Origin of the sequence: Actinocatenispora thailandica (genome assembly GCF_016865425.1) — a bacterium.
Taxonomy (GTDB): Bacteria; Actinomycetota; Actinomycetes; order Mycobacteriales; family Micromonosporaceae; genus Actinocatenispora; species Actinocatenispora thailandica.
In genome coordinates this window covers 2,441,326-2,467,703 of record NZ_AP023355.1, presented here as the reverse complement: position 1 = coordinate 2,467,703, position 26,378 = coordinate 2,441,326, and the positions used below count along the sequence as shown (strand labels likewise).

Here is a 26,378-nt window from a genome sequence, read left to right as displayed (position 1 = left end):
CATTCGCCGGGCCGCCGGTCGCCCCGACCCCACGAGGCCGGGGCGACCGGCGGTCAACGGGTGGCCGGTACCGGGGCCGGGGCGGTGGCCCGGACGCCGTAGGTCAGGGCGTCCACCAGGGCGCGCCAGCTCGCCTCGACCACGTTCTCGTGCACGCCGACGGTGGTCCAGCCGCGCTGCTCGTCACCGGAGTCGACCAGGACCCGGGTCACCGCGCCGGTGCCGTGGCTGCCCTCCAGGATGCGTACCTTGTAGTCCAGGAGATCCACTGTGGACAGATGCGGGTAGTGCCGGACCAGCGCCGCCCGCAGCGCCGCGTCCAGCGCGTTGACCGGGCCGTTGCCCTCACCGGTGGCGATCACCCGCTCGCCGCGCACCCGCACCTTCACGGTCGCCTCGCTGACCACCGCGCCGTCCTCCCGGTGCTCCACGATCACCCGGTACGACTCCAGCGTGAACGCGGTGACCGGGGTGTCGGCGAGTTCGCCGCGCACCAGCAGCTCGAAGGACGCGTCCGCCGCCTCGTACGACCAGCCCTCCGCCTCGCGCCGCTTGACCTGTTCGGTGACCGCGGACAGCACCTCCGGGTGGCCGGTCAGGTCCAGGCCGAGCTCACGGCTCTTGAGCTCGACGCTGGCCCGACCGGCCATCTCGGTGACGAGGATGCGCATGTCGTTGCCGACGATGGCCGGATCGACGTGGTTGTACAGATCCGGGTCCACCTTGATCGCGCTCGCGTGCAACCCAGCCTTGTGGGCGAAGGCGCTGGCCCCGACGTAGGCCTGGTGGGTGTCGGGGGCGATGTTGGCGATCTCGGCGATGGCATGCGAGACGCGCACCATCGTCTCCAGGCACCCGTCCGGCAGGACCTGGCGCCCGAGCTTGGTGGTGAGGTTGCCGATCACGGCGAAGATGTCCGCGTTGCCGGGCCGCTCGCCGTAGCCGTTCGCGGTGCCCTGCACGTGCATCGCGCCGGCCTCGACCGCGGCGATGGTGTTGGCCACCGCGCAGGCGGTGTCGTTCTGCGCGTGCATGCCCAGCCGGGGCTCGCCGCCGAGCTTGCCGCGCAGCTCGCTGACGGTGCGGTACACGCTGGAGGGCAGGCCGCCGCCGTTGGTGTCGCACAGCACCACCACGTCGGCGCCGGCGTCCAGCGCGGTGCGGACCACCGACAGGCCGTAGTCGGGGTCGTAGCGGTACCCGTCGAAGAAGTGCTCGCAGTCCAGGAAGACGCGTCGGCCGTGCTCGGTGAGGTAGCGCACCGAGTCGGCGATCATCGCGAGGTTCTCCTCGCGGGTGGTGCGCAGCGCCCGTTCGACGTGCCGGACGTCGGCCTTGGCGACCAGGCACACGGTGCCGGTCTGCGCGTCGAGCAGGGCGCGTACCTGCTTGTCGTCGGCGACCGCGACGCCGGCCTTGCGCGTCGATCCGAACGCGACGAGCTGCGCGTGCCGCAACGACAGCTCGGTACGGGCCCGGGCGAAGAACTCGGTGTCCTTGGGCATCGCGCCCGGCCAGCCGCCCTCGATGAAACCGACTCCGAGCTCGTCCAGCAGCCGGGCGACGGCCAGCTTGTCGGTGACCGAGTAGCTGATGCCCTCGCGTTGCGCCCCGTCCCGCAGTGTCGTGTCGAACAGGTGGAACTCGTCGGCGGGCGATCCCATGATGTGTCCTCTCGCGGGGAGGTCGGATGGCGGAACGGAAACTGGCTCGAACGAAACCGGCCCGGAAAACGAAAAGACCCCCGGGTCACGGGAGGTCTGCGCGCTGGCGCGACGGGTGTGTCGGCAGGAGCGCGCTAGGTGCCAATAATCAGGCCACGAAGAGTCCGGGTCATGACTGACACGATGCCACTCGGTCCGTCTTGTGGCCGCCAGATCCCAGCATGCGGGCAGCTTCGTGATCGACTTCACGTTGCCGGACGGCTACCGCCAGCCCCGACACGGCTTCGGACACAATCTGGAACGAATCCATTAAATGAGCCTGCAAGGAGGCAGCGTGCTCACCGTCGGTGACCACTTCCCCGCTTACGACCTGACCGCCTGCGTGTCGCTGGACCCGGACGGCGCGTTCGCCCAGATCGACCACAAGACCTACCAGGGCAAGTGGCGGGTCGTGTTCTTCTGGCCGAAGGACTTCACCTTCGTCTGCCCGACCGAGATCGCCGAGTTCGGTCGGCTCGACGAGGAGTTCGCCGATCGGGACGCGCAGGTGCTCGGCGTCAGCCTGGACTCGGAGTTCGTCCACTTCGCGTGGCGCAAGGACCACCCCGACCTGCGGGACCTCCCGTTCCCGATGCTGGCCGACTCCAAGCGCGAGCTGACCACCGCGCTCGGCGTGCTCGGCGAGGACGGCTTCGCCCAGCGGGCCACCTTCATCGTGGACCCGAACAACGAGATCCAGTTCTCGATGGTCACCGCCGGCTCGGTCGGCCGCAACGTGGCCGAGGTGCTGCGGGTACTCGACGCGCTGCAGACCGACGAGCTGTGCCCGTGCAACTGGAAGAAGGGCGAGGACACCCTCGACGCCGCGAAGCTGATGGCGGGTGCCTGAGTTGGGCCTCGACACCCTCAAGGCCGCGCTGCCGGAGTACGCCAAGGACACCAAGCTGAACCTCGGCTCGGTGCTCGGCAACGGTCAGCTGCCCGAGCAGCAGCTCTGGGGTACCGCGCTGGCCTGCGCGATCGCCGCCGGCAACGCGACGGTCACCGCCGAGCTCGCCGCCGAGGCGACCGACCGGCTCAAACCCGAGGTGGTACGAGCGGCCAAGGCCGCGGCGTCGATCATGGCCATGAACAACGTGTACTACCGGGCCAAGCACCTGATCGGCGACCCGGAGTACCAGTCGCTGCCGGCCGGGCTGCGGATGACGGTGATCGGCCGGCCCGGCGTCGACAAGGTCGACTTCGAACTGTGGTGCCTCGCGGTCAGCGCCGTCAACGGCTGCGGAACCTGCCTGGAGTCGCACGAGAAGACGTTGCGCGAGGCGGGCGTGCCCCGCGGCACCGTGCACGACGCGCTGCGGATCGCCGCGGTGGTCACCGCCGCCGCGACGACCCTGTCGGCCGAGCAGGCGCTGGGCTGACCCGACCGGCACCACGCGACCCCGGGGGCATGCGGCATCTGGCCGCACTCTCCGGAACGATGCGGCCCCGGTACCACCCGGTACCGGGGCCGTTCGCCGGGCCGCCGCGGCACGCCGCGTGCGGGCTCGCCGCTACCGCAGCCGGCGCACCCAGCCGTGCGGATCGGGCAGCTCGCCGTGCTGGATGCCGAGCAGCGTCTCGCGCAGCTGCCGGGTCGCCGGGCCCTCCACCCCGCCACCGATGGTGAAGTCGAGGTCGGCGCCACGGACCCGGCCGATCGGCGTCACCACCGCGGCCGTACCGCAGGCGAACGACTCGCGCAGCCGGCCGGACTCTGCGTCGGCCTGCCACTCGCTCAGCGCGTACTGCCGTTCCTCGACCCGCCAGCCGCGGTCGGTGGCGATCGTGAGCACCGAGTCCCGGGTGATGCCGGGCAGGATCGTGCCGGCCAGCGGCGGGGTCACCAGCGTCACGTCGTCGCCCTCGCCGTACACCGAGAAGACGTTCATGCCGCCCAGCTCGTCGACGTACTTGCGCTCCACCGCGTCCAGGAACACCACCTGGTCGCAGCCGGCCTCGATCGCCTCGGCCTGCGCCGCCAGGCTCGCCGCGTAGTTGCCGGCGCACTTCGCCGCGCCGGTACCGCCGGGCGCCGCCCGGGTGTACTCGGCGGAGACCCACACGTCGACCGGGTGCACGCCGCCGGCGAAGTACGACCCGGCCGGCGAGGCGATCACGCAGAACAGGTACTCCGAGGACGGCTTGACGCCGAGGAACACCTCGGTGGCGAACATGAACGGGCGGATGTAGAGGCTGCCGCCGTCCTGCGTCGGGATCCACTCCCGGTCGCGCTCGACCAGCAGCCGCACCGCGGTCAGGAACGCCTCCTCGGGCAGCCGCGGCATCGCCATCCGGTCGCAGGTGGCCTGCATCCGGCGGGCGTTCGCCTCGGGCCGGAACATCGTCACGCCGCCGTCCGGCGCATGGTAGGCCTTGAGCCCCTCGAAGATCTCCTGCGCGTAGTGCAACCCCGCGGTGGCCGGCGACAGCGAGATCGGCCCGAACGGCTCGATCCGCGCGTCGTGCCACCCCTTGCCGTCGCTGTAACGGATCGTCGCCATGTGGTCGGTGAAGATCTTGCCGAAGCCGGGGTCGGCCAGCAGCGCCGCGCGCTGCGTCGCGGCCACCGGTGCCGGGTTCGGCCGGATCTCGAAGTCCAGCGTGGCCAAGCCAGCCGCACTGCCCGATGCTGTGTTGCTGCCAGCACTCATCGTTTGCGTACCTCCCAGGCACGTCGTTGGACCACGGTAGGAGTCGAACAGGCCGAACTTATCGTCCGTTCAGCCGCCCCGGGCGGCCCCGGCCGGCGCGCTCGGCTCGGGCCGAGCAGCCGGGCCGGCACCGGGCCCGGGCGAATCGACCGGGACAGGAGTCCCGGCGACCGCGGTCGGATCGTCGTTGTGGGCGCGGCACGCGCACAGGGTGCGGCGCGGCAGGGCGACCCGGCCCGCACCAGGCCGATAGGCCGCGCACGGACACCAGGGTCAGCATAACCGCCGCACTGAACGTTCCCTCAGGGGCTGCGGGGTGAGCTTCGACCCGGCGAGCCGGCTCCTCCGGCGGGTCCCCAGGTCGGCGGTCGCCAGGTCGGCGAGTCGGCGGGTCGCCGGGTCGACCGCCCCACCGGGCGCCGGTCGCTGGCCCGGCCGGCGCCCTGGCTCGTCACTCTCCGAGCAGGGTGTCCTCGATGGCGTTGAAGACACCGTTACCGGTCGAATCCGCCTTCTTGTTGCTGGGCAGCGCCCCGTCGTAGCGCAGCACGGTCACGATGATCATGTAGCGGTGGTACGCGCCGTAGTACGCGCGCCACCGCGGTGTGGCACCGTCGTCGCACAGGTGGCTGGAGGCACCCGACTTCGGGCAGAAGTACTTCAACCCGTTGAACGCCGAGCTCTGCCCGTCCAGCCCCTTCTCCACCGCGTCCGCGTCGTCGGCGGTGGGCAGCGGGATCACCATCGCGCTCGCCAGCAGCTTCTTGCTGGGGTCCGGATAGTCGGCGGTGGCCATGTTCCCGCAGTCGTGCTTGCGCAGCAGCGCCTCGGTGTTCGAGTCCCCGGCGTCCGAACACGCGCTGAAGAATCCCTCCGAGTCCAGGGTGATCCCGGCCGCGGTCTCCGGGAAGATCGAGTCGAGTTCGAACGGGACCGGGTCGGTGTCCTCGTCGTCCAGGTCGGCGGGATCCCGGTACTCGTCGGTCGGCGAGACGCTCTCGCTCGGCGAGGGCGACTCGCTGTCGCTCGGCTCCGCGCTGTCCTCGGCCGCCGAGGAGGCGCTGGCCCGCGCCTCGGCCGCCTTGCGGTTCGCCTCGTTGCCGGTGTGCACCAGGAACACCAGGCCGAGCACCACCACCAGCAGCAGCGCGCAGGCGCCGCCGACGATGCCGGCGATCGCGCCGCCACTGAGCTTCGACGAGGTGGTCGGGATCGGCGCCGGCTGGCCCCACGCGGAGGTGGGCGGACCGTACGGCGAGCCCGGGTCGGGCGGCGGCATGCCCGGGCCGTACGGCTGGCCGGAGGCGGGCATCCCCGGCTGGTCGTACGGCACGCCGGAGGCGGGGCCGCCCGGCTGCTCGTAGAACGTGCCGGGCTCGGCGGCACCGGGGTCGTAGCCCGGCGAGTACGGCGGCAGGCCCGGATCCGGCGCCCCCGGGTACGGCGGCGGCATCGGCGAACCGGCGGGCGGCTCCGCCCCGTACGGCGGGAGGCCGGGGCCTGGCGCAGCACCGTACGGCGGGCCGGACTGGGGTGGCGGGAGGCCGGGGCCACCGGCGGGCGGCACACCCGGCCCGTACGGCGGCTGTGGCGGCATGCCGAACCCACCGGGGGGCGGCGGGCCAGGCTGGCCGGGAGCACCCTCGGGGTGCATCCCGTTGGTCAGGTGGGGATCGCCCCCAGGCCGGTAGCCACCAGGCACGTTCCCACCCGGCGGCTCCGGCTCGGACCCGGGGCGCTGATTGTCCGACATGGCCACAACATAGAGCGAAGGAACAACCGGCCGGAACCCGGCCGGCCGCAACCGATGCAGCACCGAGAGATCGACGCGGGTCGCTGGCCACCGGAGCGGCGGAGGACTCAGATTCCCTTAGACCGTGTCTCATTTGGGGTTGGTTCGTTCATGATCATGTGTCGGATGTGCAGCGGTGGTGCCCGGATTCGTTGTGGGAGTTGGCCGAGCCGTTGATCCCGGCCGCCCCGTCCCGGCGGCAGGGCGGAGGCCGGCGCCGTACCAGCGATCGAGCCCTGTTGGCGGCGATGCTGTTCGCGGCGCAGGCGGGATGTTCGTGGTGGAGCCTGCCGGCACATCTGTTCGGCACGACCAGAGCCACCGCGCATCGCCGGTTCAGCGAATGGACCGATGCAGGGCTGTGGGTCCGGCTGCACCGGGCGATGTTGGACCAGCTACGACGCCACGGCGGCTTGGACTTCGACCGGGCGATGATCGATTCGGTGCAGGTGCGGGCGGTCAAAGGGGGGATCTGACCGGCCCGTCGCCGGTGGATCGCGGCAAGCCCGGCTCCAAGATCCATGTGATCACCGATCGTGGCGGGCTGCCGCTCGCCGCCGACATCAGCGCGGCCAACACCCCGGACGCGGCGTTGCTGCTGCCGCTGCTGGATGCTCTACCTTCGGTGCGGGGCCGCATCGGGCGTCCGCGCAGGTGGCCGGGCAAGCTGCACGCCGACAAGGCCTACGACCAGCGGCGACTACGGCGGGAGATCGCTGCTCGCGGGATCAAGGTGCGCATCGCCCGCAAGGGTGTGGAGTCCTCACAACGGCTGGGCCGACACCGCTGGGTGGTCGAACGCACCATGTCCTGGTTGGTCAACTACCGGCGCCTGACCCGCCGCTACGATCGCCTACCCGAACACTTCCACGCCTTCGCGGTGATCGCCTGCATGATGATCTGCTACCGAAGACTCACCAAGATCACCAAATGAGACACGGTCTTAAGGAAGCGCGTCGCGGGGTGACCACGCCGCCACCCGGCGCCGCACGCCGCGGACAGGCCGGCAGCCGGGCCGGCCGCACCGGGCCGGCCGACGCCGCCCCGGCCGCCGGTCAGCCCGCGAGGGCGGCGGCGATCGCGTCGCCGACCTCGGCGGTACGCAGCTTCTCCCCCGGCACCCGCTTCGCCACCTCGGCGCCGACGGCCTCCTCGACCCGGCGGGCGTCCGCCGGCCGGTCCAGGTGGTCCAGCAGCAGTGCGGTGGACAAAATCGCCGCGGCCGGGTCGGCCACGCCCTGTCCGGCGATGTCCGGCGCGGAGCCGTGCACCGGCTCGAACATCGACGGGTACGCCCGGGTCGGGTTGATGTTGCCGCTCGCGGCCAGGCCGATGCCGCCGGTCACCGCGGCGGCCAGGTCGGTGAGGATGTCGCCGAACAGGTTGTCGGTGACGATCACGTCGTACCGCTGCGGGTCGGTGACGAGGAACATCGCCGCGGCGTCGACGTGCTGGTACTCGGTCTGCACGTCCGGGTACTCGGCGGCGACCTCGGCGAACGTGCGCGCCCACAGGTCACCGGCGTTGACCAGCACGTTGTTCTTGTGCACCAGGGTCACCTTGCGCCGCGGCCGGCGCATCGCCCGGTCGAAGGCGTCCCGCACCGCACGCTCCGCGCCGTACCGCGTGTTGAGACTCTCCTCGGTGGCGACCTCGGCCGCGGTGCCCTTGCGCACCGAGCCGCCGGCACCGCAGTACAGGCCCTCGGTGCCTTCCCGGACCACGACCAGGTCGATGTCGCCGGGCGCGACCCCGGCCAGCGGGCTGCTGGTCCCGGGCCACAGCCGGGACGGCCGCAGGTTGACGTAGTGGTCGAAGGCGAACCGCAACTTCAGCAGCAGGCCGCGCTCCAGCACGCCGGACGGCACGCTCGGGTCGCCGACCGCGCCGAGCAGCAGCACGTCCTCGCCGGCCAACTGCGCCAGCACCTCGTCCGGCAGCACGTCGCCGGTGCGGTGGTACCGGGCCGCGCCCAGGTCGTACTCCGTGGCTTGGACGTCCGGCAGCACCACGTCGAGGACCTTGCGCGCCTCGGCGACCACCTCCGGCCCGATGCCGTCGCCGCCGATGACCCCCAGCCGTACCGTCACGCCGTACCTCCCGCAGTCGCTGTCGTCGGCGGCCGCGCCGGTCCGCCCGCCTGCCAGTCTCCCGCGCGGCCAGCCGACGTCCCAGGACGCGATACGCGATTCTCGTATTTTGAGAAGCAACGCAGGGCGGCGCATCGGACAGAACGGCTGCATGTCCGCCGAATACCGCGATGCGGACAGATGGCTGGCACCGGCTGAAGCGCGCAGCGGGAAAGCCAAAGAATCATAAAGATGGTCAGTACTTGTGTCGGGTTATTGACAGGCACGGCAGTGTCGATCGAGTATGGGACGCCTTAGGCAAGATTGGGTTGCACCAAAGCTGCCGAGATCGTCCCCCGGCGGAGCGCCAGGAAAGGGCGCGGTCCGCGAGCGCGGGCAGCGCACGGCCCCCGCGACCGCGGCCAGGTCACGGGGGCCGGCAGGGAGCGCGAACGCGGGGGTGAGCGTCGCGCTGTGGGGGGTGCAGGCCCGCACGCTGCAGCATCCACCGGCAGCCCTCGCATCCGTGCACGGACCGTTCGGACCCGTGGCAATGACCCAAGAACCACCAGACGGACCTCTGTATCGTGTAGCCGACATGAACGGTATCCGGATTAACGACACAGCGCAAGCGCGAGACGGCACTGCGTTGCCTCAGTGATACGCGGCACCCGCCAGGCACATCGCGACTGATTCGTGATCAAGGGATCGACCTGCGGAAATAGCGTTCGCGGGCGACCCGGTCCGGAACCGGCCCACGAAAGGTGCGAAACAAGCACCGAGAAAACGCCCGGCGCCCTTCCCTCCCGGCCATCGCCATGGCACGGTACAGCCGATGCGTAATGGTCCGGGCAGTCCGCATTCCGGCAAAAACCGTATTCCGGCAGGGCGCGGCGAGGCCGACAGCCGCCCGGTCGGGTACCGCCGCGCGGCGAACGGGCTGTTTCCGCCGATACGATCCAGTTGCAGGTTCGGATGAAGGGATGCACCTGTGACGTTGGGTGATCGGGACGACCGGTCGTCCGACCGTTCCGGTCGGTCGGGCCGTCGCCCCACCCCGGCGCCGGATGCGGAACCGCACCCCGCCACGCCCGACGACTGGCCGACCATCCCCTGGGCCGGCCCCGGGCCCGCCGTCGGAGCACCACCGCCGCCCGCACCCCGCCCGGGCGGGGACGCCGCCGCGGCCGGGCCCGGTGCGGGCTTCGCCGAGCACGCCGGCGACGAGAACTACTGGACCCGGGCCGTGCGGCAGCGGCCCATCGATCCGTTCGCCGGGCCGCCGCAGGCCGGATTCGTACCGCCCCCGACCCGCCCTGGACCCAGCCACCCGAGGCGGGCCCGGCCGTTCCCCGACCGGCGGTGCCGCCCGGGCCGGCGACGGCAGACCCGAGCCAACCAGCGGCGGGTTCGACCGGTCCGGCGACGGGGCAGCCGACCGGGCACCCGGCGCCGGAGCGCACCGGCTCCCCGACGGCGAAGCGGGCCGGGCCACCGATGGCGGGGCCGGGCAGGCCGACGGACGGGGCCACCGGGCCGGGAACGATCGGCGATCCGGCGGGCCGCGGTGCCGCGGCCGGCGCGGCGACCGACTCGCCCGGGGCCGGCACGGCGACCGACTCGCCCGGCGCCGGCACGGCGACCGACTCGCCCGGGGCCGGCACGGCGACCGGCTCTCGCAAGGCCGGGACCGAGCGAAGCCCCCGTCCCGGCGAGTCGGGCGCCGACGATCCGCTCGACCCGCCGCCCTGGATCCGGCCGACCTGGACGGCCGACGCGGATCGACCTCACGCCCACCACGGGCCGCGGCGGGGCGAGCCGGCCCCGGAGGCGGCGGGATCGCCCCAGGCCGACCGCGACGAGCCCGCCGGGCCCGCCGGTGGGATGCCGCCCTGGACCGATGCCGGCGGCGACCCGCCCTGGCCCGGCGGCACCTCGTGGACCGCCAGCTCCGGCCCCGACCCGGATGCGACGCCACCACCCGGGTCGCCCCGGTTCGGCGCACCCATGGCAGACCGGGCCGGACCGGCCGGCACCGGCACCGGCACCGGCACCGATGGTCCCCGGACCGATGCCCCGCAGGCCGACGAAGACGATCTGTTGCCGCCCGCCGGCGCGCCCCGACGCGGCCAACTCACCGTGGCCCGCCTGCAACCGGCGAACGTGCGGCAGTTGGTCCGTGCGGCGCCGCCGCAGCCGGCCGGGAAGCCGCCCGGCGCGGCCACCGCCGCCGGGGTGCTGTGCGGCATCCTCGCCGTACCGATGCTCGCGACGACCGGCGCGCTGTTCGCCACCGGGAGCCATCCGGCGCTGGCCGGGAGCACGTTCGTCGCAGCGATCCTGTCGGTGGTCGGTGGGATCCGGCTGATCCAGCGGGGCAGCCCGCTGCTGCCGCTGCTGTGTGCCGCGTTCTCGGTGCTCGGCGGCGTACTGCTGGTCAGCGGCGCGGTCGGCACCGGCGTCCTGATCAGCGTGCTTGGCACGGTCTGGCTGCTGTTCACCGTGCTGGCGTTGATCATGGTGGTGCTGCTGCGGCGCCGCCGGGTCCGCCGGTGGCTGACCGCACGGGGCCGCGAGTGGCAGCGCGGCCGTCCGACACCGCGACGCTGGCGGTGGCGGCGTCGCGTCCACCTGCCCGAGCGGCTACGGCGGCGGCCGAAGCTGCGGTTGGTCTCCCGGCTGCGGCCCGCGCAGCGGGCCGGTCGCACTCGGCGACCGGCCAAGGTCAAGCGCGTCGGCCGGCACGTGCGTGGCGGGCGGCGCCCCGGGGCGCGGTCCGGGCCGGTCGGCTTCGTCGGCCGCGACTCCCCCGACCGGCCGCCACCGGACTGACCCGCCCGGACCGCCCCGCCCCGGCCGGCCGGCCGGTGGCACCGGAAACGCCCGGGATCACCGGGCCGACCCGCCAGGCTCGGGTCGATGCAGCCACCCGGGGCCGGCACCTGGCGTGCGCGGCCCCGTGCGGATTCGGTACGACTCAGGCGGTCTCGGTGATCGGCCGGTCCACCCAGCTCATCATGCCGCGCAGTTGCTTGCCGACCACCTCGATCGGGTGGTTGGCGCCCTCCTCGCGCAGCTTGGTGAAGTTCGGACGGCCGTTGTCGTCCTCGGCGATCCACTCGTTGGCGAAGGTGCCGTCCTGGATCTCGCCCAGGATCTTCTTCATCTCCGCCTTGACGTGCGCGTCGACGATGCGCGGACCGCGGGTCAGGTCGCCGTACTCGGCGGTGTCCGAGCAGGAGTAGCGCTGGCGGGCGATGCCACCCTCCCACATCAGGTCCACGATCAGCTTGAGCTCGTGGAGGACCTCGAAGTAGGCGATCTCCGGCTGGTAGCCGGCCTCGGTCAGCGTCTCGAAGCCGGCCTGCACCAGCGCCGACGTGCCGCCGCAGAGTACGGCCTGCTCGCCGAAGAGGTCGGTCTCGGTCTCCTCGGTGAACGTGGTCTTGATGACGCCGGCGCGACCGCCGCCGATCGCCGCCGCGTACGACAGGGCGGTGGCGAAGCCGTTGCCGGTGGCGTCCTGCTCGACCGCGACCAGGTCCGGCACACCCTTGCCGTCGGCGAACTGCCGGCGCACCAGGTGGCCCGGGCCCTTCGGGGCGACCATCACCACGTCGACGCCCTCCGGCGGCTTGATGAAGCCGTACCGGATGTTGAAGCCGTGGCTGAACAGCAACGTCTTGCCGGCGGTCAGGTTCGGCGCGATGTCGTTGGCGTACAGCGAGCGCTGCACCGTGTCGGGCGCCTGGATCGAGATCAGGTCCGCCTCGGCGGTGGCCTCGGCCGGGGTCAGGACGCGCAGGCCCTGCTCCTCCGCCTTGACCCGGCTCTTGGAGCCCTCCGGCAGGCCGATCCGGACGTCGACACCGGAGTCGCGCAGGTTGAGCGCGTGCGCGTGCCCCTGGCTGCCGTATCCGATCACGGCGACCTTCTTGCCCTGGATCACCGACAGGTCGGCGTCGTCGTCGTAGAAGACCTCAGCGGCCATCGTAGTTGTCCCCTTCACTGGGTTCGATTTTCACAAAGAAACCTGGGCGAGCCTCGTTCGTTCGCTCGCAAGGCCGAGCACGGCGCCGTGTGCGTGTCGTGGGCACCCCAGCCGGGCGACAACGCCGCGAGCGGGCGAACGAGGCCGGCTAGGCGGTACTGCGCAGCGTCGGGCTGGTGATGGAGCGAGCGCCGCGGCCGATCGCGACCAGGCCGGACTGCACCATCTCCTTGATGCCGAACGGTTCCAGCATCCGCAACAACGCATCCAGCTTGTCGGAGGTGCCGGTGGCCTCGATGGTCAGCGCCTCCGGGGACGCGTCGACCACCTTCGCCCGGAACAGCTGCACCGCCTCCATCACGTGGGTACGGCTCTGCACGTCGGCACGGACCTTCACCAGCAGCAGCTCGCGCTGTACCGAGGCGTCGGACTCCAGCTCGACGATCTTCAGCACGTTGACGAGCTTGTTCAGCTGCTTGGTGACCTGCTCCAGCGGCGAGGACTCGACGTTGACCACGATGGTGATCCGCGAGATGCCCGGCTGTTCGGTCTCGCCGACCGCGAGCGAGTCGATGTTGAACCCGCGCCGGCTGAACAGCCCCGACACCCGTGCCAGGACCCCGGGCTTGTCCTCGACCAGTACCGAAAGCGTGTGCTTACTCATGGCCGTCCTCGCTTCGCTCCGGGCGCCCACGAGGCACGAACGCGCGATGCCCATGATTCGCTCCACTTCGTTTCGCTCATAGATCGTCCTCATCGAAGGCGGGGCGGACACCGCGGGCGAACAGGATGTCGTCGTTGCCGACGCCGGGCGGCACCATCGGCCACACCATCGCGTCCTTGCCGACCACGAACTCGGCGACCACCGGCCGGTCGTCGATGTCCATCGCCTGCTTGATCGTGGCGTCCACGTCGTCGGCCGACTCGGCCCGCAGACCCACGCAGCCGAGCGCGTCGGCCAGCTTGACGAAGTCGGGCACCCGGTGCTTGTGGGTACCGAGGTCGGTGTGCGAATAGCGGCCGTCGTAGAACAGCGTCTGCCACTGCCGGACCATGCCCAGGTTGCCGTTGTTGATCACGGCCACCTTGATCGGGATGCCCTCCAGGGCGCAGGTGGCGAGCTCCTGGTTGGTCATCTGGAAGCAGCCGTCGCCGTCGATGGCCCAGACGGTACGGTCCGGCCGGCCGGCCTTCGCGCCCATCGCGGCGGGCACCGCGAACCCCATCGTGCCGGCACCGCCGGAGTTGATCCAGGTACCCGGCTTCTCGTACGAGATGAACTGGCTCGCCCACATCTGGTGCTGGCCCACCCCGGCGACGTAGATCGCGTCCGGGCCGACCAGCTCACCCAACCGCTGGATCACGTACTGCGGGGCCAGGGTGCCGTCGGACGGCTCCTCGTAGCCCAGCGGGTACCGCTCGCGCAGGTCGCGCAGCTGCGCCCACCAGGCGGACAGCTCCGGTCCCGCGCCGCCGTTGTCCGCGATCTCGGTGCGCATCGCGGTCAGCAGTTCGGTCAGCACCCACTTGGCGTCGCCGACGATCGGCACGTCGGCGTGCCGGTTCTTGCCGATCTCGGCCGGGTCGATGTCGGCGTGCACCACCGTCGCGTCCGGCGCGAACGAGTCGAGCTGGCCGGTGACCCGGTCGTCGAAGCGGGCGCCGAGCGCGACGATCAGATCGCTGCGCTGCAGCGCGTACACCGCGCCGACCGAACCGTGCATCCCGGGCATGCCCAGGTGCTGCGGGTGCGAGTCGGGGAACGCGCCGCGTGCCATCAGGGTGGTGACCACCGGGATGCCGGTCAGCTCGGCGAGCGTCCGCAGCTCGTCGGTGGCATGCGCCTTCAGCACCCCGCCGCCGACGTAGAACACCGGTCGCTGCGCGGTGCGCATCAGCCGGGCCGCCTGACCGATCTGCTTGCCGTGCGGGTGCGTCGTGGGGTGGTAGCCGGGCAGGTCCAGCGCCGGCGGCCAGCTGAACGTGGTCTGCGCCTGCAGCACGTCCTTCGGGATGTCCACCAGCACCGGGCCGGGCCGGCCGGACAGCGCCAGGTGGAACGCCTCGGCGACCACCCGGGCGATCTCCGCCGGATCCTTGACCAGGTAGTTGTGCTTGATGACGGGCAGCGTGATGCCGCAGATGTCGGCTTCCTGGAACGCGTCGGTACCGATCAGCGCGGTGCTCTGCTGGCCGGTGATGGCGACCACCGGCACCGAGTCCATGTACGCGTCGGCGAGCGGCGTGACCAGGTTCGTCGCGCCCGGTCCGGAGGTCGCCATGCAGACGCCCACCTTGCCGGTGGCCTGTGCGTACCCCTCGGCGGCGTGGCCGGCGCCCTGCTCGTGCCGGACCAGCACGTGCCGGATCTTGGTGGAGTCGAACAGCGGGTCGTAGGCCGGCAGGATGGTGCCGCCCGGGATCCCGAAGACGACCTCGGTGTCGAGCGCCTCGAGCGCGGCGATGAGTGCCTGGGCGCCGGTCATGGGAGTGCTGGTACCGGCACCGCCGGGACGCGGGGCCGGGCGGGCGGCTCGGCGCTCCGCCGGGCCAGTTGCGGGTTTCGTCATCGCAGTCCGATCCGGGTTGACGGGTGAGCTGGTGGGCGGCGTGCTTCGGGCCACGGCCCCCGACCGGCCGGGCAGGTCGGCCGGAGGCAAAAAGAAAGGCCCGCGTGCCACACGCACACAGGCCGCGCACCGTCACCGGGGTGACGGTGCGCTAGGTAAGTACTACGAGGACGTGCCGACTCGACTGCATGAGCTAACTCTGACGCATCCCGGCGCTCCCGTCAACCTGTCTCACATCGTGGTTCACGCCACTTCTCTCCCGGCAGATCCCCTGGTTCGCACGCTCGTTGAATGCTGAATGAGGGTTAAGTAAGCGTCCCGAGTGGTGGAACGAACGGCCCGGGTCGGTGTTCGTCGGCCGGCCCCGCGTGACAGACTGTGCGCCATGGCTGAACTGAGGTCGCGGACCTCCACCGCGGGACGCAACATGGCCGGCGCCCGGGCACTGTGGCGCGCCACCGGGATGACCGACGACGATTTCGGCAAGCCGATCGTCGCCATCGCGAACAGCTTCACCCAGTTCGTACCGGGCCACGTGCACCTCAAGGACCTCGGCCAGCTCGTCGCCGGTTCGGTCGCCGAGGCCGGCGGGGTGGCGAAGGAGTTCAACACCATCGCCGTCGACGACGGCATCGCGATGGGCCACGGCGGGATGCTCTACTCGCTGCCGTCCCGCGAGCTGATCGCCGACGCCGTCGAGTACATGGTGAACGCGCACTGCGCCGACGCGCTGGTGTGCATCTCCAACTGCGACAAGATCACGCCGGGCATGCTGATCGCCGCGATGCGGCTCAACATCCCGACCGTGTTCGTCTCCGGCGGCCCGATGGAGGCCGGCAAGACGGTCGCCATCGAGGGCATCGTGCACGACAAGATCGACCTGATCGACGCGATGATCGCCTCCGCCAACGACACCGTCACCGACGACCAGCTGGACTCGATCGAGCGGTCCGCCTGCCCCACCTGCGGGTCGTGCTCCGGCATGTTCACCGCCAACTCGATGAACTGCCTGACCGAGGCGATGGGGCTGTCGCTGCCGGGCAACGGTTCGACGCTCGCGACGCACCGCGCCCGCAAGGCGCTGTTCGAGCGCGCCGGCCGCACCGTCGTCGACCTGGCCAACCGGTACTACGGCAAGGACGACGAGTCCGTGCTGCCGCGCTCGATCGGCAGCCGGCAGGCGTTCGAGAACGCGATGGCGCTGGACGTGGCCATGGGCGGCTCCACCAACACGGTGCTGCACCTGCTCGCCGCCGCCCGCGAGGCCGGCCTCGACTTCGGTGTCCGGGACATCGACGCGGTCTCCCGCCGGGTCCCGTGCATCAGCAAGGTCGCGCCGTCGGTCGCCGGGCCCGGCCGGATCTTCCACATGGAGGACGTGCACCGGGCCGGCGGCATCCCCGCCATCCTGGGCGAACTCGACCGCGGCGGGCTGCTGCACCGCGACGTGCACGCGGTGCACGCCGACTCGCTGGACGAGTGGCTGTCCCGCTGGGACATCCGGGCCGCCGAGCCCGCACCGGAAGCGGTCGAGCTGTACCACGCGGCGCCCGGTGGGGTGCGCACCACCGAGGCGTTCTCCACCGAGAACCGGTGGGACCGGCTGGACACCGACGCCGAGGGCGGGTGCATCCGGGACGTGGCGCACGCGTACACCGCCGACGGCGGTCTCGCGGTGCTGCACGGCAACCTCGCCGTGGACGGCTGCGTGGTCAAGACCGCCGGCGTACCGGAGGAGGTCTGGACGTTCCGCGGGCCGGCGAAGGTGTTCGAGTCCCAGGAGCAGGCGGTCGCCGGGATCCTCGACAAGAGCGTGCAGCCCGGCGACGTGGTCGTCATCCGGTACGAGGGGCCGAAGGGCGGCCCGGGCATGCAGGAGATGCTGCACCCGACCTCGTTCCTGAAGGGCCGCGGGCTGGGCAAGGCGTGCGCGCTGATCACCGACGGCCGGTTCTCCGGCGGTACCAGCGGGCTGTCGATCGGTCACATCTCCCCCGAGGCGGCGGGCGGCGGGCTGATCGCGCTGGTCGCGACCGGTGACGAGATCGCCATCGACATCCCGAACCGGTCCATCGAGCTGCTCGTCGACGACGCCGAACTGGCCCGGCGCCGGGCCGCGCAGGAGGCTCGGGAACGGCCGTACACGCCGGTCGACCGGCAGCGGACGGTGTCCGCGGCGCTGCGCGCGTACGCGGCGATGGCCACCGCGGCGAGCGACGGCGCCTACCGCGACGTGGACCAGATCGCACCGCACTGACCGCCGGGACCGCCGCCGGCCGTCCGGGCCGCGGTCACCGCACGAGACCGCCGCATCGACCCACCCGGGTCGGTGCGGCGGTTCGTTGCACCGGCGGCGCCGGTTCGCCGGCGGTGGTCAGGGGTTTGGTGCCGTCAGCAGGTCGGCGACCAGGCGGCGCATGGTGTCCCGGACGCGATCGCCGGCGCCCTCGGCGAGCAGCGCCCGGATCGGCGGCGCGTGCAGCGAGCCGAGCAGTACGTGGCCGACCAGCTCCGCGTCGAGGTCCGGCCGGGCCTCCGCGATCAGGCCGGTGAGGTGCTGGTACCACCAGGCGTAGGCGTCGTTGGCCGCCTGCGCCGCGGCCGGCTCGTCGGTGGCCGCCCCGGGGCGGCGTGCCGCGGCCGATCGCTGCGGGGCCGCGGCGGCGTACTCGTACGCGGAGATCAGCGCGCTGTTGCGGCCCGCAACGTCGATCACCGCGTCGAAGAACGCGGCCAGCCGATCCGCGGCCGGAGCGCCGGGACCGAGCGGGGGCGGTCCGGTGCGGATGCGTCGGGACAGGTCGTCCATCCGCTCGTCCACCAGCGCCCGGAGCAGGCCGGCGCGGCTGCCGAAGCGCCGGAAGACCGTGCCCTTGCCCACCCCGGCGGCAGCGGCGACGGCGTCGACCGAGACGTGCTCCGCACCGTGGTCGGCGAGCAGATCCTCGGTGGCCCGCAGGATGGCCGTCCGGTTGCGGGCCGCGTCCGCTCGCTCGTGCGCCGCGGCCATGCACACCCCCTAGCGGACTGTCGGTCCGGATAGTATCGTCGAACCAGCCTTAACCGGACCGCAAGTCCGGTTACTTCTGTCCTCGAAGGGGAAGCATATGCGCGCGATCGTGCTCCACCACACCGGCGATCCGGACGTCCTGCAGCCCACCGAAATGCCGGAACCGGAGGCCGGCCCGGGTGAGGTGCTGGTGCGTACCGAGGCGATCGGGACCCACTTCGCCGAGACGCGGCTGCGCGCCGGCACCCTGGCCGGGATGACCCCGACCCTCCCCGCGGTACCCGGGTTCGAGGCGGCCGGCGTGGTCACCGCGGTCGGGCCGGACACCGACCCCGCGCTGCTCGGTGCCCGGGTCACCGCGATGGCCGTCCGCGGCAGCGGCAGCTACGCGGAGTACCTCACGGTGCCGGCCACCGATGTGGCCCGGGTGCCGGACGGAGTCTCGGCCATCGACGCGGTCGCCGTCGCCACCCCCGGCGCGGTGGCCCTCGCGCTGGTCCGTACGGCCCGGTTGACCGGCACCGAGCAGGTGCTCGTCGAGGCGGCGGCCGGCGCGGTCGGCGGCCACCTCGTGCAGTTCGCCGCCGAGTACGGGGCGGGGCGTGTCATCGCCACCGCGGGCACCGCCGACAAGCGGGACCACGCCCGGGCCCTGGGCGCCGACGCGACCGTCGACCACCGCCGGCCGGGCTGGCCGACCCGCGTCGGCGAGCTGGCCCGAGCCGACGGCCGGCGGGGCCTCGACGTGGTCTTCGAGTCGATCGGTGGCGCCTCGGCCGGCGAGCTGCTGGACGCGATGGCGCCCGGCGGCCGGATGTTGCTGTACGGGATGCTGTCCGACGAGCCGCCCGCGATCGCCGCCGGCGACCTGCTCGGCCGCGGACTGACGGTGATCGGGTGCAGCGGCGCACCGGGCGACGGCGCCTGGTACGACGCCACCCTGGCGGCCCGCGACGAGGTGCTGGATCGCCTGGCGGACAACCGGATCCGGCCACTGATCGACAGCGTGCTGCCACTCGCCGACGCGGCCGAGGCGCACCGCCGGCTGGAGGCGGGCGGCAACACCGGCAAGATCATCCTGGTGCCCTGAAGCGCCCTGGGTGGCGCCCGCGGCAGGCGAGCGTCAGCGCTCGCCCGCGGTGAGCGAGCGTCAGTGCGAGACGAACCGCGGCTCGCGCAGATCGACGTAGTGCACGTCGTCCAGGTGGGACATCTCCTCCTCGAGGACCCGCGCGGCGTCCGGCGGCCGGGGCTTGCTCTCGGCCTCCCGCGCCTCCTTCTCGCTGCGGAACGCCACCGTCTCGGTGAAGTAGCCGTCCTCGTCGATGGCGACGGTCGCGCCCACGATGTCCGGGCGGTACCGGGAGATCAGCTCACCGGACTGCTCGACCAGCGTGTGCAGCCTGTCCCGGCCGTGCACGCGCCCCTGGATCACCTGCACGAATCCGGCATCGTCCCGGCCACCGGAGAGCAGCATCGTCACGTCACTGCAGTCGTGGAAGGTGGCGCCGTCGACGAAGTTGCCCTCCATCCGTGCCCACCACTGCGACTGCTCCGGACGCCGGCTGTTGCGCTGCGCCGCCTCCTCGGACTCGAACCGCACCGCGATGACGCAGGTACCGTCGTCGCTGATCCCGTACGTCGCGCCGAGGAAGCCGGTGGCGCCCGGCTCGATGTCCTGGTGCCAGCGCTCCAGCGTCGCCATGGTCGCGGCCGCATCGCGGACCCTGCCCTGAATGATCTGCATGAACATTCCGCTCACCCCCGCACTGTCCACGGTAGGTGCGAGCGGCGGGGATCACCTCCGCCGAACGGCGCAGTCGTCAGCCGCCGGCGACCGACGGGATCACGTGCAGCTCGGCGCCGGCCGGAACCGGCGTGTCGAGGCCGGCCAGCCCGCGGCATTCCGCGCCGTCGACGTAGAGGTTGACGTATCGACGCAGGGCACCCTGGTCGTCCCGGAGACGCCGGTCCAGCCGTGGATGGCGCGCGGCGAGCTGGTCGAGAGCGACGCGCAGGGTCGCACCGGGAGGCAGTTCGAGCGACAGGTGCCCGGATCCGCCGGCGTCGGCGCGCAACACGCCGGGCAGCAGCACGGTGACGGACATGTCGGTCATCCCACCACCGCGGCCCGCACACACAGCACGTCCGGCAGGTGCGCGGCGATCTGCTGCCAGTGCTCGCCCTCGTCGGGACTCGCGAACACCTCACCGGACCTGGTGCCGAAGTAGACACCGGGTACCTCCGCGTCGTCGACCCCCATCGCGTCGCGCAGCACGGTCGGGTAGAACCCGTGCTGCGGCAGGCCATCGGTGAGCGCGCCCCAGCTCTTGCCGGCGTCCTCGCTGCGGTACACCCGGCAGGCCGCGTCCGGCGGGATTCGGTACTCGTCCGCCTGGATCGGGAAGTTGTAGACCACGCCCGGCCGGTGCGGATGCGACACCATCGCGAAGCCGAAGTCCGACGGCAGCCCGTCGGCGATCGAGTTCCACGCCGACCCGCCGTCGTCGCTGCGGTAGACGCCGTGGTGGTTCTGCGCGAAGAGCTGGTCGGGCCGGGCCGGGTGGCGGGCGACCTTGTGCACGCACTGCCCGAACTCCGGGTACTCGTTCGGCAGGAACTTCGCCCGGATGCCGTGGTTGCTGGCCTGCCAGCTGGCGCCGCCGTCGGTGGTGCGGTAGACGCCGCCGGTCGACATCGCCACCACCACCCGGTCGGTCTGGCGCGGGTGCGGCAGCACGGTGTGCACCGCCTTGCCGCCGAACCCCGGTGTCCATTCGGGCCGGTGCGGGTGATCCCACAGGCCGCGGACCAGCTGGAAGCTGCGTCCGCCGTCCTCCGAACGGAACAGCGCCGACGGCTGCACGCCGGCGTAGACCACCTCGGGCTGGTGGGCCGGGCCGGGCGCGAGTTGCCACACCTGCTCCAGGCTGGCTCCGGTGTCGTCCGGGAAGGCGATCGGCGCCTCGGCCGGCTCCTGCCAGCTCGCACCGAGGTCGTCGCTGGCCGACACCCCGGGCCCCCAGTGCTGGCTCGTGGTCCCGGCCAGGATCCGGGGCCGGTCGCCGCGGGTGTCGATCAACGCCGAGTAGACCGCATGCATCGGGAAGTGCGGGCCGGTGAACTCCCAGCGGCGGCGATCACCGCTGGTGGCGAGGAACAGGCCCTTGCCGGTGCCGATCGCCAGCGCGACGGTGCCGGCGGCCGAGCCGTGCTGTGCTGTCATCGTGGTCACCTCTCCCGCCGGTGACCGCGTCGCCGCGGCCCGGCGTGCACGAAACGTGCCCGCCAGTATGCGCCGGCCCCCCGACAGCTTTCGCCCGAACGAACGACCTCGCGCGACGGCACTGAGGGGTACCGCCGCGCGAGGTGTGGGGATCGTGCCTGGTCGTGGGATCAGTACCGCACCGGGCCGGCGACGTGGTGATGGGCCGACGACGGCCAGGACCAACCGCCCGGCGTCATGCTGAACGCCCCGTTGGACAGCGGGCCGGGCGAGTAGCCACCGGAGTCCAGCCCGGTCGGCTGGTACGCGTCGAACACCTGGCCGTCGACCGTGATACCGGAGAAGTCCAGCTCCGCGAACGACGGGTAGCTGCCGGTCGGCGACTCGATGACCGCCTCCGCGCTGACGTCCTGCGCACCCAGGTACTGGGTGGTGCGCTCGGTCCAGCCGGCGGTCCGGTCGGTCAGGGTGATCTGGTACCCGCCGCCGCCGGTGGCGGTGACGCTGCCGGTGATGGTGTCGCCGGGGCCGACCGGGTCGTTCCAGTAGACCGGCGCCGCCGGGTACATCTCGTACCAGGCGCGGTAGGCCGGATAGCCGTTCTGGCAGCTGGTCTCCACGCCGGTCTGCTCGACGGTCTGCGAGCCGTAGCCGTCGATGCCGACCCACGGGGCGTACAGGTCCTGGGTGGAGGTGCAGCTGGCGTCCGGTTCCACCCAGGAGCCGCTGATCGAGTCGAAGCCGCTGCCCTGGGCGACGTAGCCGCCCCACACGTTGTCGGTCAGGTGCGGGGTCGCCGGCCCGTAGCCGGCGGGCCCGGCGACCGCCGCGGCGGGGCCGGTGACGAGCGCGGCGATCGTCATGGCGGCGGCCATCCCCACACCGGCGAGCCGTAACAGAATACGGTTGGGCATCTGCCCCTCCTCGTGCCGAGGTCCACAAGATGGACGAAAGATGACATGTCGCATCTTGTCGGCTCAGTCGAGCGGGCGGAACCGCAGTGCGCGGCGGGAAGGTGTCGGCGGCGGCATCCCGCCGCAGACCGCAGTGGCCGCCGGCAGCTGCCGGCGCTCGCGTTCGGGGAGGAAGCATGTTCGAGACGTTGGGACTGTCCACCGCGGCCGAGCAGCTCTACCTGGAGCTGTTGGAGCGGCCCGGCGCCCGCCCGGACGCGTTGACCCGGTCCGACCGGGATCCGGACGCCGTCGGCGCCGCCATCGGTGAGCTGCGCGAGGCCGGCCTGCTGCTGCCCGGTCCGGGCTGTACCGCGGTCGCCCCGGACGTGGCTGTGGAGCTGCTCGCGCACCGTCAGGAGGAGCTGCTGCGCCGGGCCCGGGCCGCGGTCGAACCACTGCTGCTGCGGTACCGCCAGGTCGGCAGCCCCGACCCGGTCGAGCTGGTGGCCGGCAGCGAGCAGGTCTCGCTGCGCTACGAGCAGCTGGTTCGCTGCGCCCGCAAGGAGATCCTCGGCTTCGACAAGCCGCCCTACGTGGTGCCGGTCCGCGATCTCGGGATGGAGCTCGCGAGCCTCGGCCAGCGGGTCCGCTACCGCGCCGTGTACGCCCGTCCCGCGCTCACCGTGCCCGGCCGGCTGTCCGATGTGGACACGTTGAAGAGCGCCGGCGAGCAGGCCCGGATCCTGCCCGATCTGCCGTTCAAGCTGCTGATCGTGGACCGGCGGTGGGCGATGGTGCCGGTCAGCGAGGGCACCGAGGTGGAGCGCGCCATGGTGGTCCGGCCCTGTTCGCTGCTCGACGCGCTCGTCGCCACCTTCGACTCGTACTGGCAGCGCGCGGTGCCGTTCGGCGATGCCGGGCGCGCCGGCAGCACCGGCGACGACCCCGCGCCCGGCGACCTGTCGGAGGCAGACCGGCAGGTGTTGGCGCTGCTCGCGACCGGCCTCACCGACGAGCGCATCGCCGCGCACCTCGGCCTCGGACTGCGCACCGTGCAGCGCCGGGTGCGGGGCCTGATGGACCGGCTCGGCGCCGGAAACCGCTTCCAGGCCGGCCTCCAGGCCGCCCGCACCGGCCTGCTCTGATCGACCGCGGCGGGCGGCGCGATCAGGGCCGTTCGAGTACCGCGGCGGCGGCCTGGTCGGCGAGTTCGTCGCGGATCCGGTAGTGCATCTTCTTGCCCGTCGCGGTGCGCGGCAACTCGTCGACGAACCGGTACGCCCGGGGCCGCTTGAAGTCGGCGAGCATCGGGTGCTCGCGGCAGTGCCGGTCGCACTCGGCGGCGGTCAGCCCGGCGCCCGCCGGCTGCACGTACGCCACGACGAGCTGGCCCCAGCGCTCGTCCGGGATGCCGACCACGATCGAGTCGGCCACCAGCGGATGCTCGTTGAGTACCTCCTCGACCTGCACCGGGTGCACGTTCTCGCCGCCGGAGATGATCATGTCGTCCTTGCGGCCGACGATCGTGACGAACTCCTGCGCGTCCCAGGTGCCCAGGTCGCCGGAGTACAGCCAGCCGTCCCGGAACCGGGCGGCCTGCTCGGCGTCGTTGTTGACGTAGGAGTAGCCGGACTTGACCGAGCGCATGATGATCTCGCCGGTCTCGGTGCCGTCCTTGGCCACCGTGTCGGTCGGCTCGGCCAGCCGGTCGTCGTACACCCGCACCACCGCGACGTCGTCGTCGGTGCAGGCCCGGCCGGCGCTGCCGGCGTGCGCGGGCAGGTCGGACGGCCGCAGGAAGGTGTTCCAGAACGCCTCGGTGGTGCCGTACCCGTTGAAGATGCGCGGTGTGAGCACCCGCTGGTAGCGCAGGCACGCGGCCCGCTCCAGCGGCGCGCCCATCGTCACCACGCCGCGCAGCGTGGACAGGTCCCGGGGCCGGGCCTCCTGCGCGTCGGCCAGCAGCGCAAGGTTGGTCGGCGCCCCGATCAGGTACGTCAGGCCGTGCTCGGCGACCATGTCCAGGCAGGCGTCCGGGTCGAACCTGCGCATCGTCACCCCGGCCGCGCCGGCGTAGAAGATCGCGTTCGGCCCGCCCGGCGAGATGCCACCGCGGTGGAACCACGGCGTCATGTTCAGCGTCCGATCGGTCGGGTCCAGCGGGAAGTGCATGATCACGTCGTGCGCGGTCAGCACCTCAGCCACGCTCGGCAGCGACACGCCTTTCGGCATCCCGGTGGTACCCGAGGTGTACAGCCGCACCGTCTCGTCGAACGCGCCGGCCGGGTGCGCCGGCACCGGGCCGTCGGAGAGCAGGTCGTCGAACGCGGTGACGCCGGCCGGCGCCGGCGCGCCCGCCGCCGCCACGATCGCCGGCACCCGGCCGGCCCGGTCCAGCGCCGCGGTGGCCATCGGCGCGATCGCCGCGTCGAACAGGTACGCGACGGGTTCGCTGTCGTCGAGCACGTGCGCCGTCTCGCCGGCGGAGAACCGGAAGTTGATCGGCGCCGCAACCGCGCCGAGCTGCTGCGCCGCGAGGTAGCACAGCGCGAACTCGCTGCCGTTGAACAGCTGGAAGACCACCACATCGGCCGGCCGCACGCCGCGCTCCGCCAGGCCGGCGGCGAGCCGATCGACCTCGGCGCCGAGCTGCGCGTAGGTGAAGCTCCGGTCGCGGTCGGTGTCGTACAGGGCGAGCTGGTCGGCGAACCGGTGCACGTTGCGCCGGAACCCGGAAAGGAACGTGAAGTGCCGCTCGAAGACCGCGCGGTAGGCGGTCGGGTCGTAGGTGTAGGACACGGTTGCCTCGCAACACCATCGGGCCGGCGACGCCGGCGAAACCATTCCGCCGGTCACCGCCGGCGGAACCTGTCGAACCGGCGGCAGCCGGTGGGATCCGTCGACCGGTTGCTGCCGTCGGACCGGGGTACCGGCAGGATCCGCCGACCGGCGCCGCCGGCGGAACCCGGGCAGCCGCGCCGCCGTCGGATCATGCCGGCCGGGTGAAGACCGCGACGCAGTTCTGCCCGCCGAAGCCGAACGCGTCCGCGATCGCCGCAGACACCGGCAGCGACCGGGCCGTGGCCGGCACGTAGTCGAGGTCGCACTCCGGATCCGCGCGCTCCAGGTTGACCGTCGGCGGTACCCGGCCGTCCCGGACCGCGAGGGCGCAGACCATCGCGCCGAGCGCACCGGCCGCGCCGATCAGGTGCCCCACCATCGACTTCGGGCTGGAGATCGCGAGCCGGTCGGCGGCCGGGCCGAACGCCGCGTGCAGCGCCATCGTCTCGGTCCGGTCGTTCGCCCTGGTACCGGTGCCGTGCGCGCAGACGTAGTCCACCTCGTCCGGCTTGACGTCGGCGTTGCGCAGCGCACCGGTGATTGCCGCGGCCGCCTGCGCGGCGGTCGGGTCCGGCGCGCTGACATGGAACGCGTCCGCGGTCAGCGCACCGCCGGCCAGCGTCGCGTACGGCGTCGCGCCGCGGCGCGCCGCGTGCTCGGCCGACTCCAGTACCGCGAGGACCGCGCCCTCGCCGAACACGAACCCGTCCCGGTCGGCGTCGAACGGCCGGCTCGCCGCCGCCGGGTCGTCGTTGCGCGTCGACAACGCGCCCATCCGGGCCAGCCCGGCGAACATCACCGGGGTGATCGCCGCGTCGGTACCGCCGCAGATCACCACGTCCGCCTCGCCGGCCGCGATCAGCCGGCGCGCCTCCACGAACGCGTACAGCCCGCTCGCGCAGGCCAGCGCGCTCGCCGTGACCGGGCCGTGCACGCCGAGGTCGATGGCCACCTCGCAGGCCGGCATGTTGGTCAGCGACGAGGCCACGAAGTACGGCGAGATGTGCCGCTGGTCGCCGGCCAGCAGCTGCCGGGTCGCCGACTCGACGGTGTCGAAGCCGGCCACCGCGGCGTTGACGACCACCCCGACCCGGTCCGCCGGTACCGCAGCGGCATCGGGATGCGGGCCCGACCGTGCGGCAGTGCCGCCCTCCCCGGGCGATGCCGTGGTCTCCTCGCCCGGCGATGCCGTGGTCTCCTCGCCCGGCGATGCCGGGCCGGTGGCGCTTCGCGGTGCCGTTCCGGTGGCGCTCGGCGGTGCCGTACCGGTGGCGCCCGCTGCCGGCGCGCCGACCGGCAGGGCGTCCACCGCGCCGATCCGCAGGCCGGCGTCGGCGACCGCCTCCCGGGCGGCGGCCACCGCGAACTGGGTGAACCGGGCCGAGCGGCGCAGCCGCTTGCCGGTCAGCACCGTCGCCGGGTCGAAGTCGCGCACCTCGGCGGCGATCCGGACCGGCTGGCCGGACGCGTCGAACGCGGTGATCGGGCCGATCCCGGATCTGCCGGCGAGCAGCGATCGCCACGTGCTCTCCCGGTCGTTGCCGACCGGGGTCACCGCGCCGAAGCCGGTGACGACGACGCCGCGGGGCGCGCCCGCGGCGGAACCGGCGGCGGTCATGGCCGCCT

General features: G+C 72.5%; 21 protein-coding genes. 7 read left to right on the top strand and 14 right to left on the bottom strand.

Going from position 1 to position 26,378, the window contains the following annotated elements; all coding sequences use genetic code 11:
- Positions 1-53 precede the first annotated feature (53 nt).
- Positions 54-1,664 carry a citramalate synthase gene (gene cimA / locus Athai_RS10925; protein WP_203961403.1) on the bottom strand — a complete coding sequence of 537 codons (1,611 nt, stop codon included), beginning with the start codon at positions 1,662-1,664 and terminating at the stop codon, positions 54-56.
- Positions 1,665-1,977: 313 nt separating this feature from the next.
- On the opposite strand from cimA, the gene Athai_RS10920 reads away from it, so the two are divergent.
- Positions 1,978-2,553, top strand: a complete 576-nt coding sequence (locus Athai_RS10920; protein WP_203961402.1) for a peroxiredoxin — start codon at positions 1,978-1,980, stop codon at positions 2,551-2,553.
- The gene (gene ahpD / locus Athai_RS10915; protein WP_239156862.1) at positions 2,546-3,085 is read left to right on the top strand and encodes an alkylhydroperoxidase, AhpD family; all 540 of its coding nucleotides are present in this window, start codon (positions 2,546-2,548) and stop codon (positions 3,083-3,085) included. Before Athai_RS10920 ends, ahpD begins: the two co-directional genes overlap by 8 nt.
- A gap of 132 nt (positions 3,086-3,217) precedes the next feature.
- Here ahpD and Athai_RS10910 read toward each other — a convergent pair whose 3' ends face one another.
- Positions 3,218-4,357 carry a branched-chain amino acid aminotransferase gene (locus tag Athai_RS10910; RefSeq protein ID WP_203961401.1) on the bottom strand — a complete coding sequence of 380 codons (1,140 nt, stop codon included), beginning with the start codon at positions 4,355-4,357 and terminating at the stop codon, positions 3,218-3,220.
- 451 nt (positions 4,358-4,808) lie between these two features.
- Positions 4,809-5,810 carry a hypothetical protein gene (locus tag Athai_RS34750; RefSeq protein WP_203961400.1) on the bottom strand — a complete coding sequence of 334 codons (1,002 nt, stop codon included), beginning with the start codon at positions 5,808-5,810 and terminating at the stop codon, positions 4,809-4,811.
- A gap of 458 nt (positions 5,811-6,268) precedes the next feature.
- On the opposite strand from Athai_RS34750, the gene Athai_RS10900 reads away from it, so the two are divergent.
- A protein-coding gene (locus Athai_RS10900; protein ID WP_420829771.1) for an IS5 family transposase occupies positions 6,269-7,083 on the top strand; the annotation gives its coding sequence in 2 pieces (ribosomal slippage) (positions 6,269-6,620 and positions 6,620-7,083; 816 coding nt in all).
- Positions 7,084-7,204: 121 nt separating this feature from the next.
- Here Athai_RS10900 and Athai_RS10895 read toward each other — a convergent pair.
- Entirely contained in the window at positions 7,205-8,239 is a 1,035-nt protein-coding gene (locus tag Athai_RS10895) for a 3-isopropylmalate dehydrogenase (RefSeq protein WP_239156861.1), read from the bottom strand.
- Positions 8,240-10,225: 1,986 nt separating this feature from the next.
- On the opposite strand from Athai_RS10895, the gene Athai_RS10890 reads away from it, so the two are divergent.
- On the top strand, positions 10,226-11,050 hold the full coding sequence (locus Athai_RS10890; protein ID WP_203961399.1) for an ABC-2 transporter permease: 825 nt from the start codon (positions 10,226-10,228) through the stop codon (positions 11,048-11,050).
- A gap of 145 nt (positions 11,051-11,195) precedes the next feature.
- On the opposite strand, the gene ilvC is transcribed toward Athai_RS10890, so the two are convergent.
- The 3 genes from ilvC to Athai_RS10875 form a co-directional block, all read right to left on the bottom strand.
- On the bottom strand, positions 11,196-12,209 hold the full coding sequence (gene ilvC, locus Athai_RS10885; protein WP_203961398.1) for a ketol-acid reductoisomerase: 1,014 nt from the start codon (positions 12,207-12,209) through the stop codon (positions 11,196-11,198).
- A gap of 148 nt (positions 12,210-12,357) precedes the next feature.
- Entirely contained in the window at positions 12,358-12,873 is a 516-nt protein-coding gene (gene ilvN / locus Athai_RS10880) for an acetolactate synthase small subunit (RefSeq protein WP_203961397.1), read from the bottom strand.
- A gap of 76 nt (positions 12,874-12,949) precedes the next feature.
- Positions 12,950-14,779 carry an acetolactate synthase large subunit gene (locus Athai_RS10875; protein WP_203961396.1) on the bottom strand — a complete coding sequence of 610 codons (1,830 nt, stop codon included), beginning with the start codon at positions 14,777-14,779 and terminating at the stop codon, positions 12,950-12,952.
- Positions 14,780-15,164: 385 nt separating this feature from the next.
- On the opposite strand from Athai_RS10875, the gene ilvD reads away from it, so the two are divergent.
- Positions 15,165-17,036 (top strand): dihydroxy-acid dehydratase, encoded by a 1,872-nt coding sequence (gene ilvD, locus Athai_RS10870; protein ID WP_203961395.1) that lies wholly within the window; start codon positions 15,165-15,167, stop codon positions 17,034-17,036.
- A gap of 117 nt (positions 17,037-17,153) precedes the next feature.
- On the opposite strand, the gene Athai_RS10865 is transcribed toward ilvD, so the two are convergent.
- Positions 17,154-17,789, bottom strand: coding sequence for a TetR/AcrR family transcriptional regulator (locus Athai_RS10865; protein WP_203961394.1), 636 nt, complete (start codon positions 17,787-17,789; stop codon positions 17,154-17,156).
- A 97-nt stretch (positions 17,790-17,886) separates the two neighbouring features.
- On the opposite strand from Athai_RS10865, the gene Athai_RS10860 reads away from it, so the two are divergent.
- Entirely contained in the window at positions 17,887-18,879 is a 993-nt protein-coding gene (locus Athai_RS10860; RefSeq protein ID WP_203961393.1) for a quinone oxidoreductase family protein, read from the top strand.
- A gap of 60 nt (positions 18,880-18,939) precedes the next feature.
- On the opposite strand, the gene Athai_RS10855 is transcribed toward Athai_RS10860, so the two are convergent.
- From Athai_RS10855 to Athai_RS10840, 4 genes are all read right to left on the bottom strand, one after another.
- The gene (locus tag Athai_RS10855) at positions 18,940-19,551 is read right to left on the bottom strand and encodes a hypothetical protein (protein ID WP_203961392.1); all 612 of its coding nucleotides are present in this window, start codon (positions 19,549-19,551) and stop codon (positions 18,940-18,942) included.
- 61 nt (positions 19,552-19,612) lie between these two features.
- Positions 19,613-19,906, bottom strand: coding sequence for a ubiquitin-like small modifier protein 1 (locus tag Athai_RS10850; protein ID WP_239156859.1), 294 nt, complete (start codon positions 19,904-19,906; stop codon positions 19,613-19,615).
- Positions 19,903-21,015 (bottom strand): WD40/YVTN/BNR-like repeat-containing protein, encoded by a 1,113-nt coding sequence (locus Athai_RS10845; RefSeq protein WP_203961391.1) that lies wholly within the window; start codon positions 21,013-21,015, stop codon positions 19,903-19,905. Before Athai_RS10845 ends, Athai_RS10850 begins: the two co-directional genes overlap by 4 nt.
- A gap of 170 nt (positions 21,016-21,185) precedes the next feature.
- On the bottom strand, positions 21,186-21,929 hold the full coding sequence (locus Athai_RS10840) for a G1 family glutamic endopeptidase (RefSeq protein WP_203961390.1): 744 nt from the start codon (positions 21,927-21,929) through the stop codon (positions 21,186-21,188).
- Between the two features lie 176 nt (positions 21,930-22,105).
- Between Athai_RS10840 and Athai_RS10835 the strand changes: the two genes are divergently transcribed.
- Positions 22,106-23,056 carry a helix-turn-helix domain-containing protein gene (locus Athai_RS10835; protein ID WP_203961389.1) on the top strand — a complete coding sequence of 317 codons (951 nt, stop codon included), beginning with the start codon at positions 22,106-22,108 and terminating at the stop codon, positions 23,054-23,056.
- A 22-nt stretch (positions 23,057-23,078) separates the two neighbouring features.
- Here Athai_RS10835 and Athai_RS10830 read toward each other — a convergent pair whose 3' ends face one another.
- Together Athai_RS10830 and Athai_RS10825 are read right to left on the bottom strand one after the other, a co-directional pair.
- Positions 23,079-24,710, bottom strand: a complete 1,632-nt coding sequence (locus Athai_RS10830; RefSeq protein WP_203961388.1) for a class I adenylate-forming enzyme family protein — start codon at positions 24,708-24,710, stop codon at positions 23,079-23,081.
- Between the two features lie 190 nt (positions 24,711-24,900).
- Positions 24,901-26,370: a beta-ketoacyl-[acyl-carrier-protein] synthase family protein gene (locus tag Athai_RS10825; protein WP_239156858.1), complete on the bottom strand. Its 1,470-nt coding sequence runs from the start codon at positions 26,368-26,370 to the stop codon at positions 24,901-24,903.
- Positions 26,371-26,378: the final 8 nt, after the last annotated feature.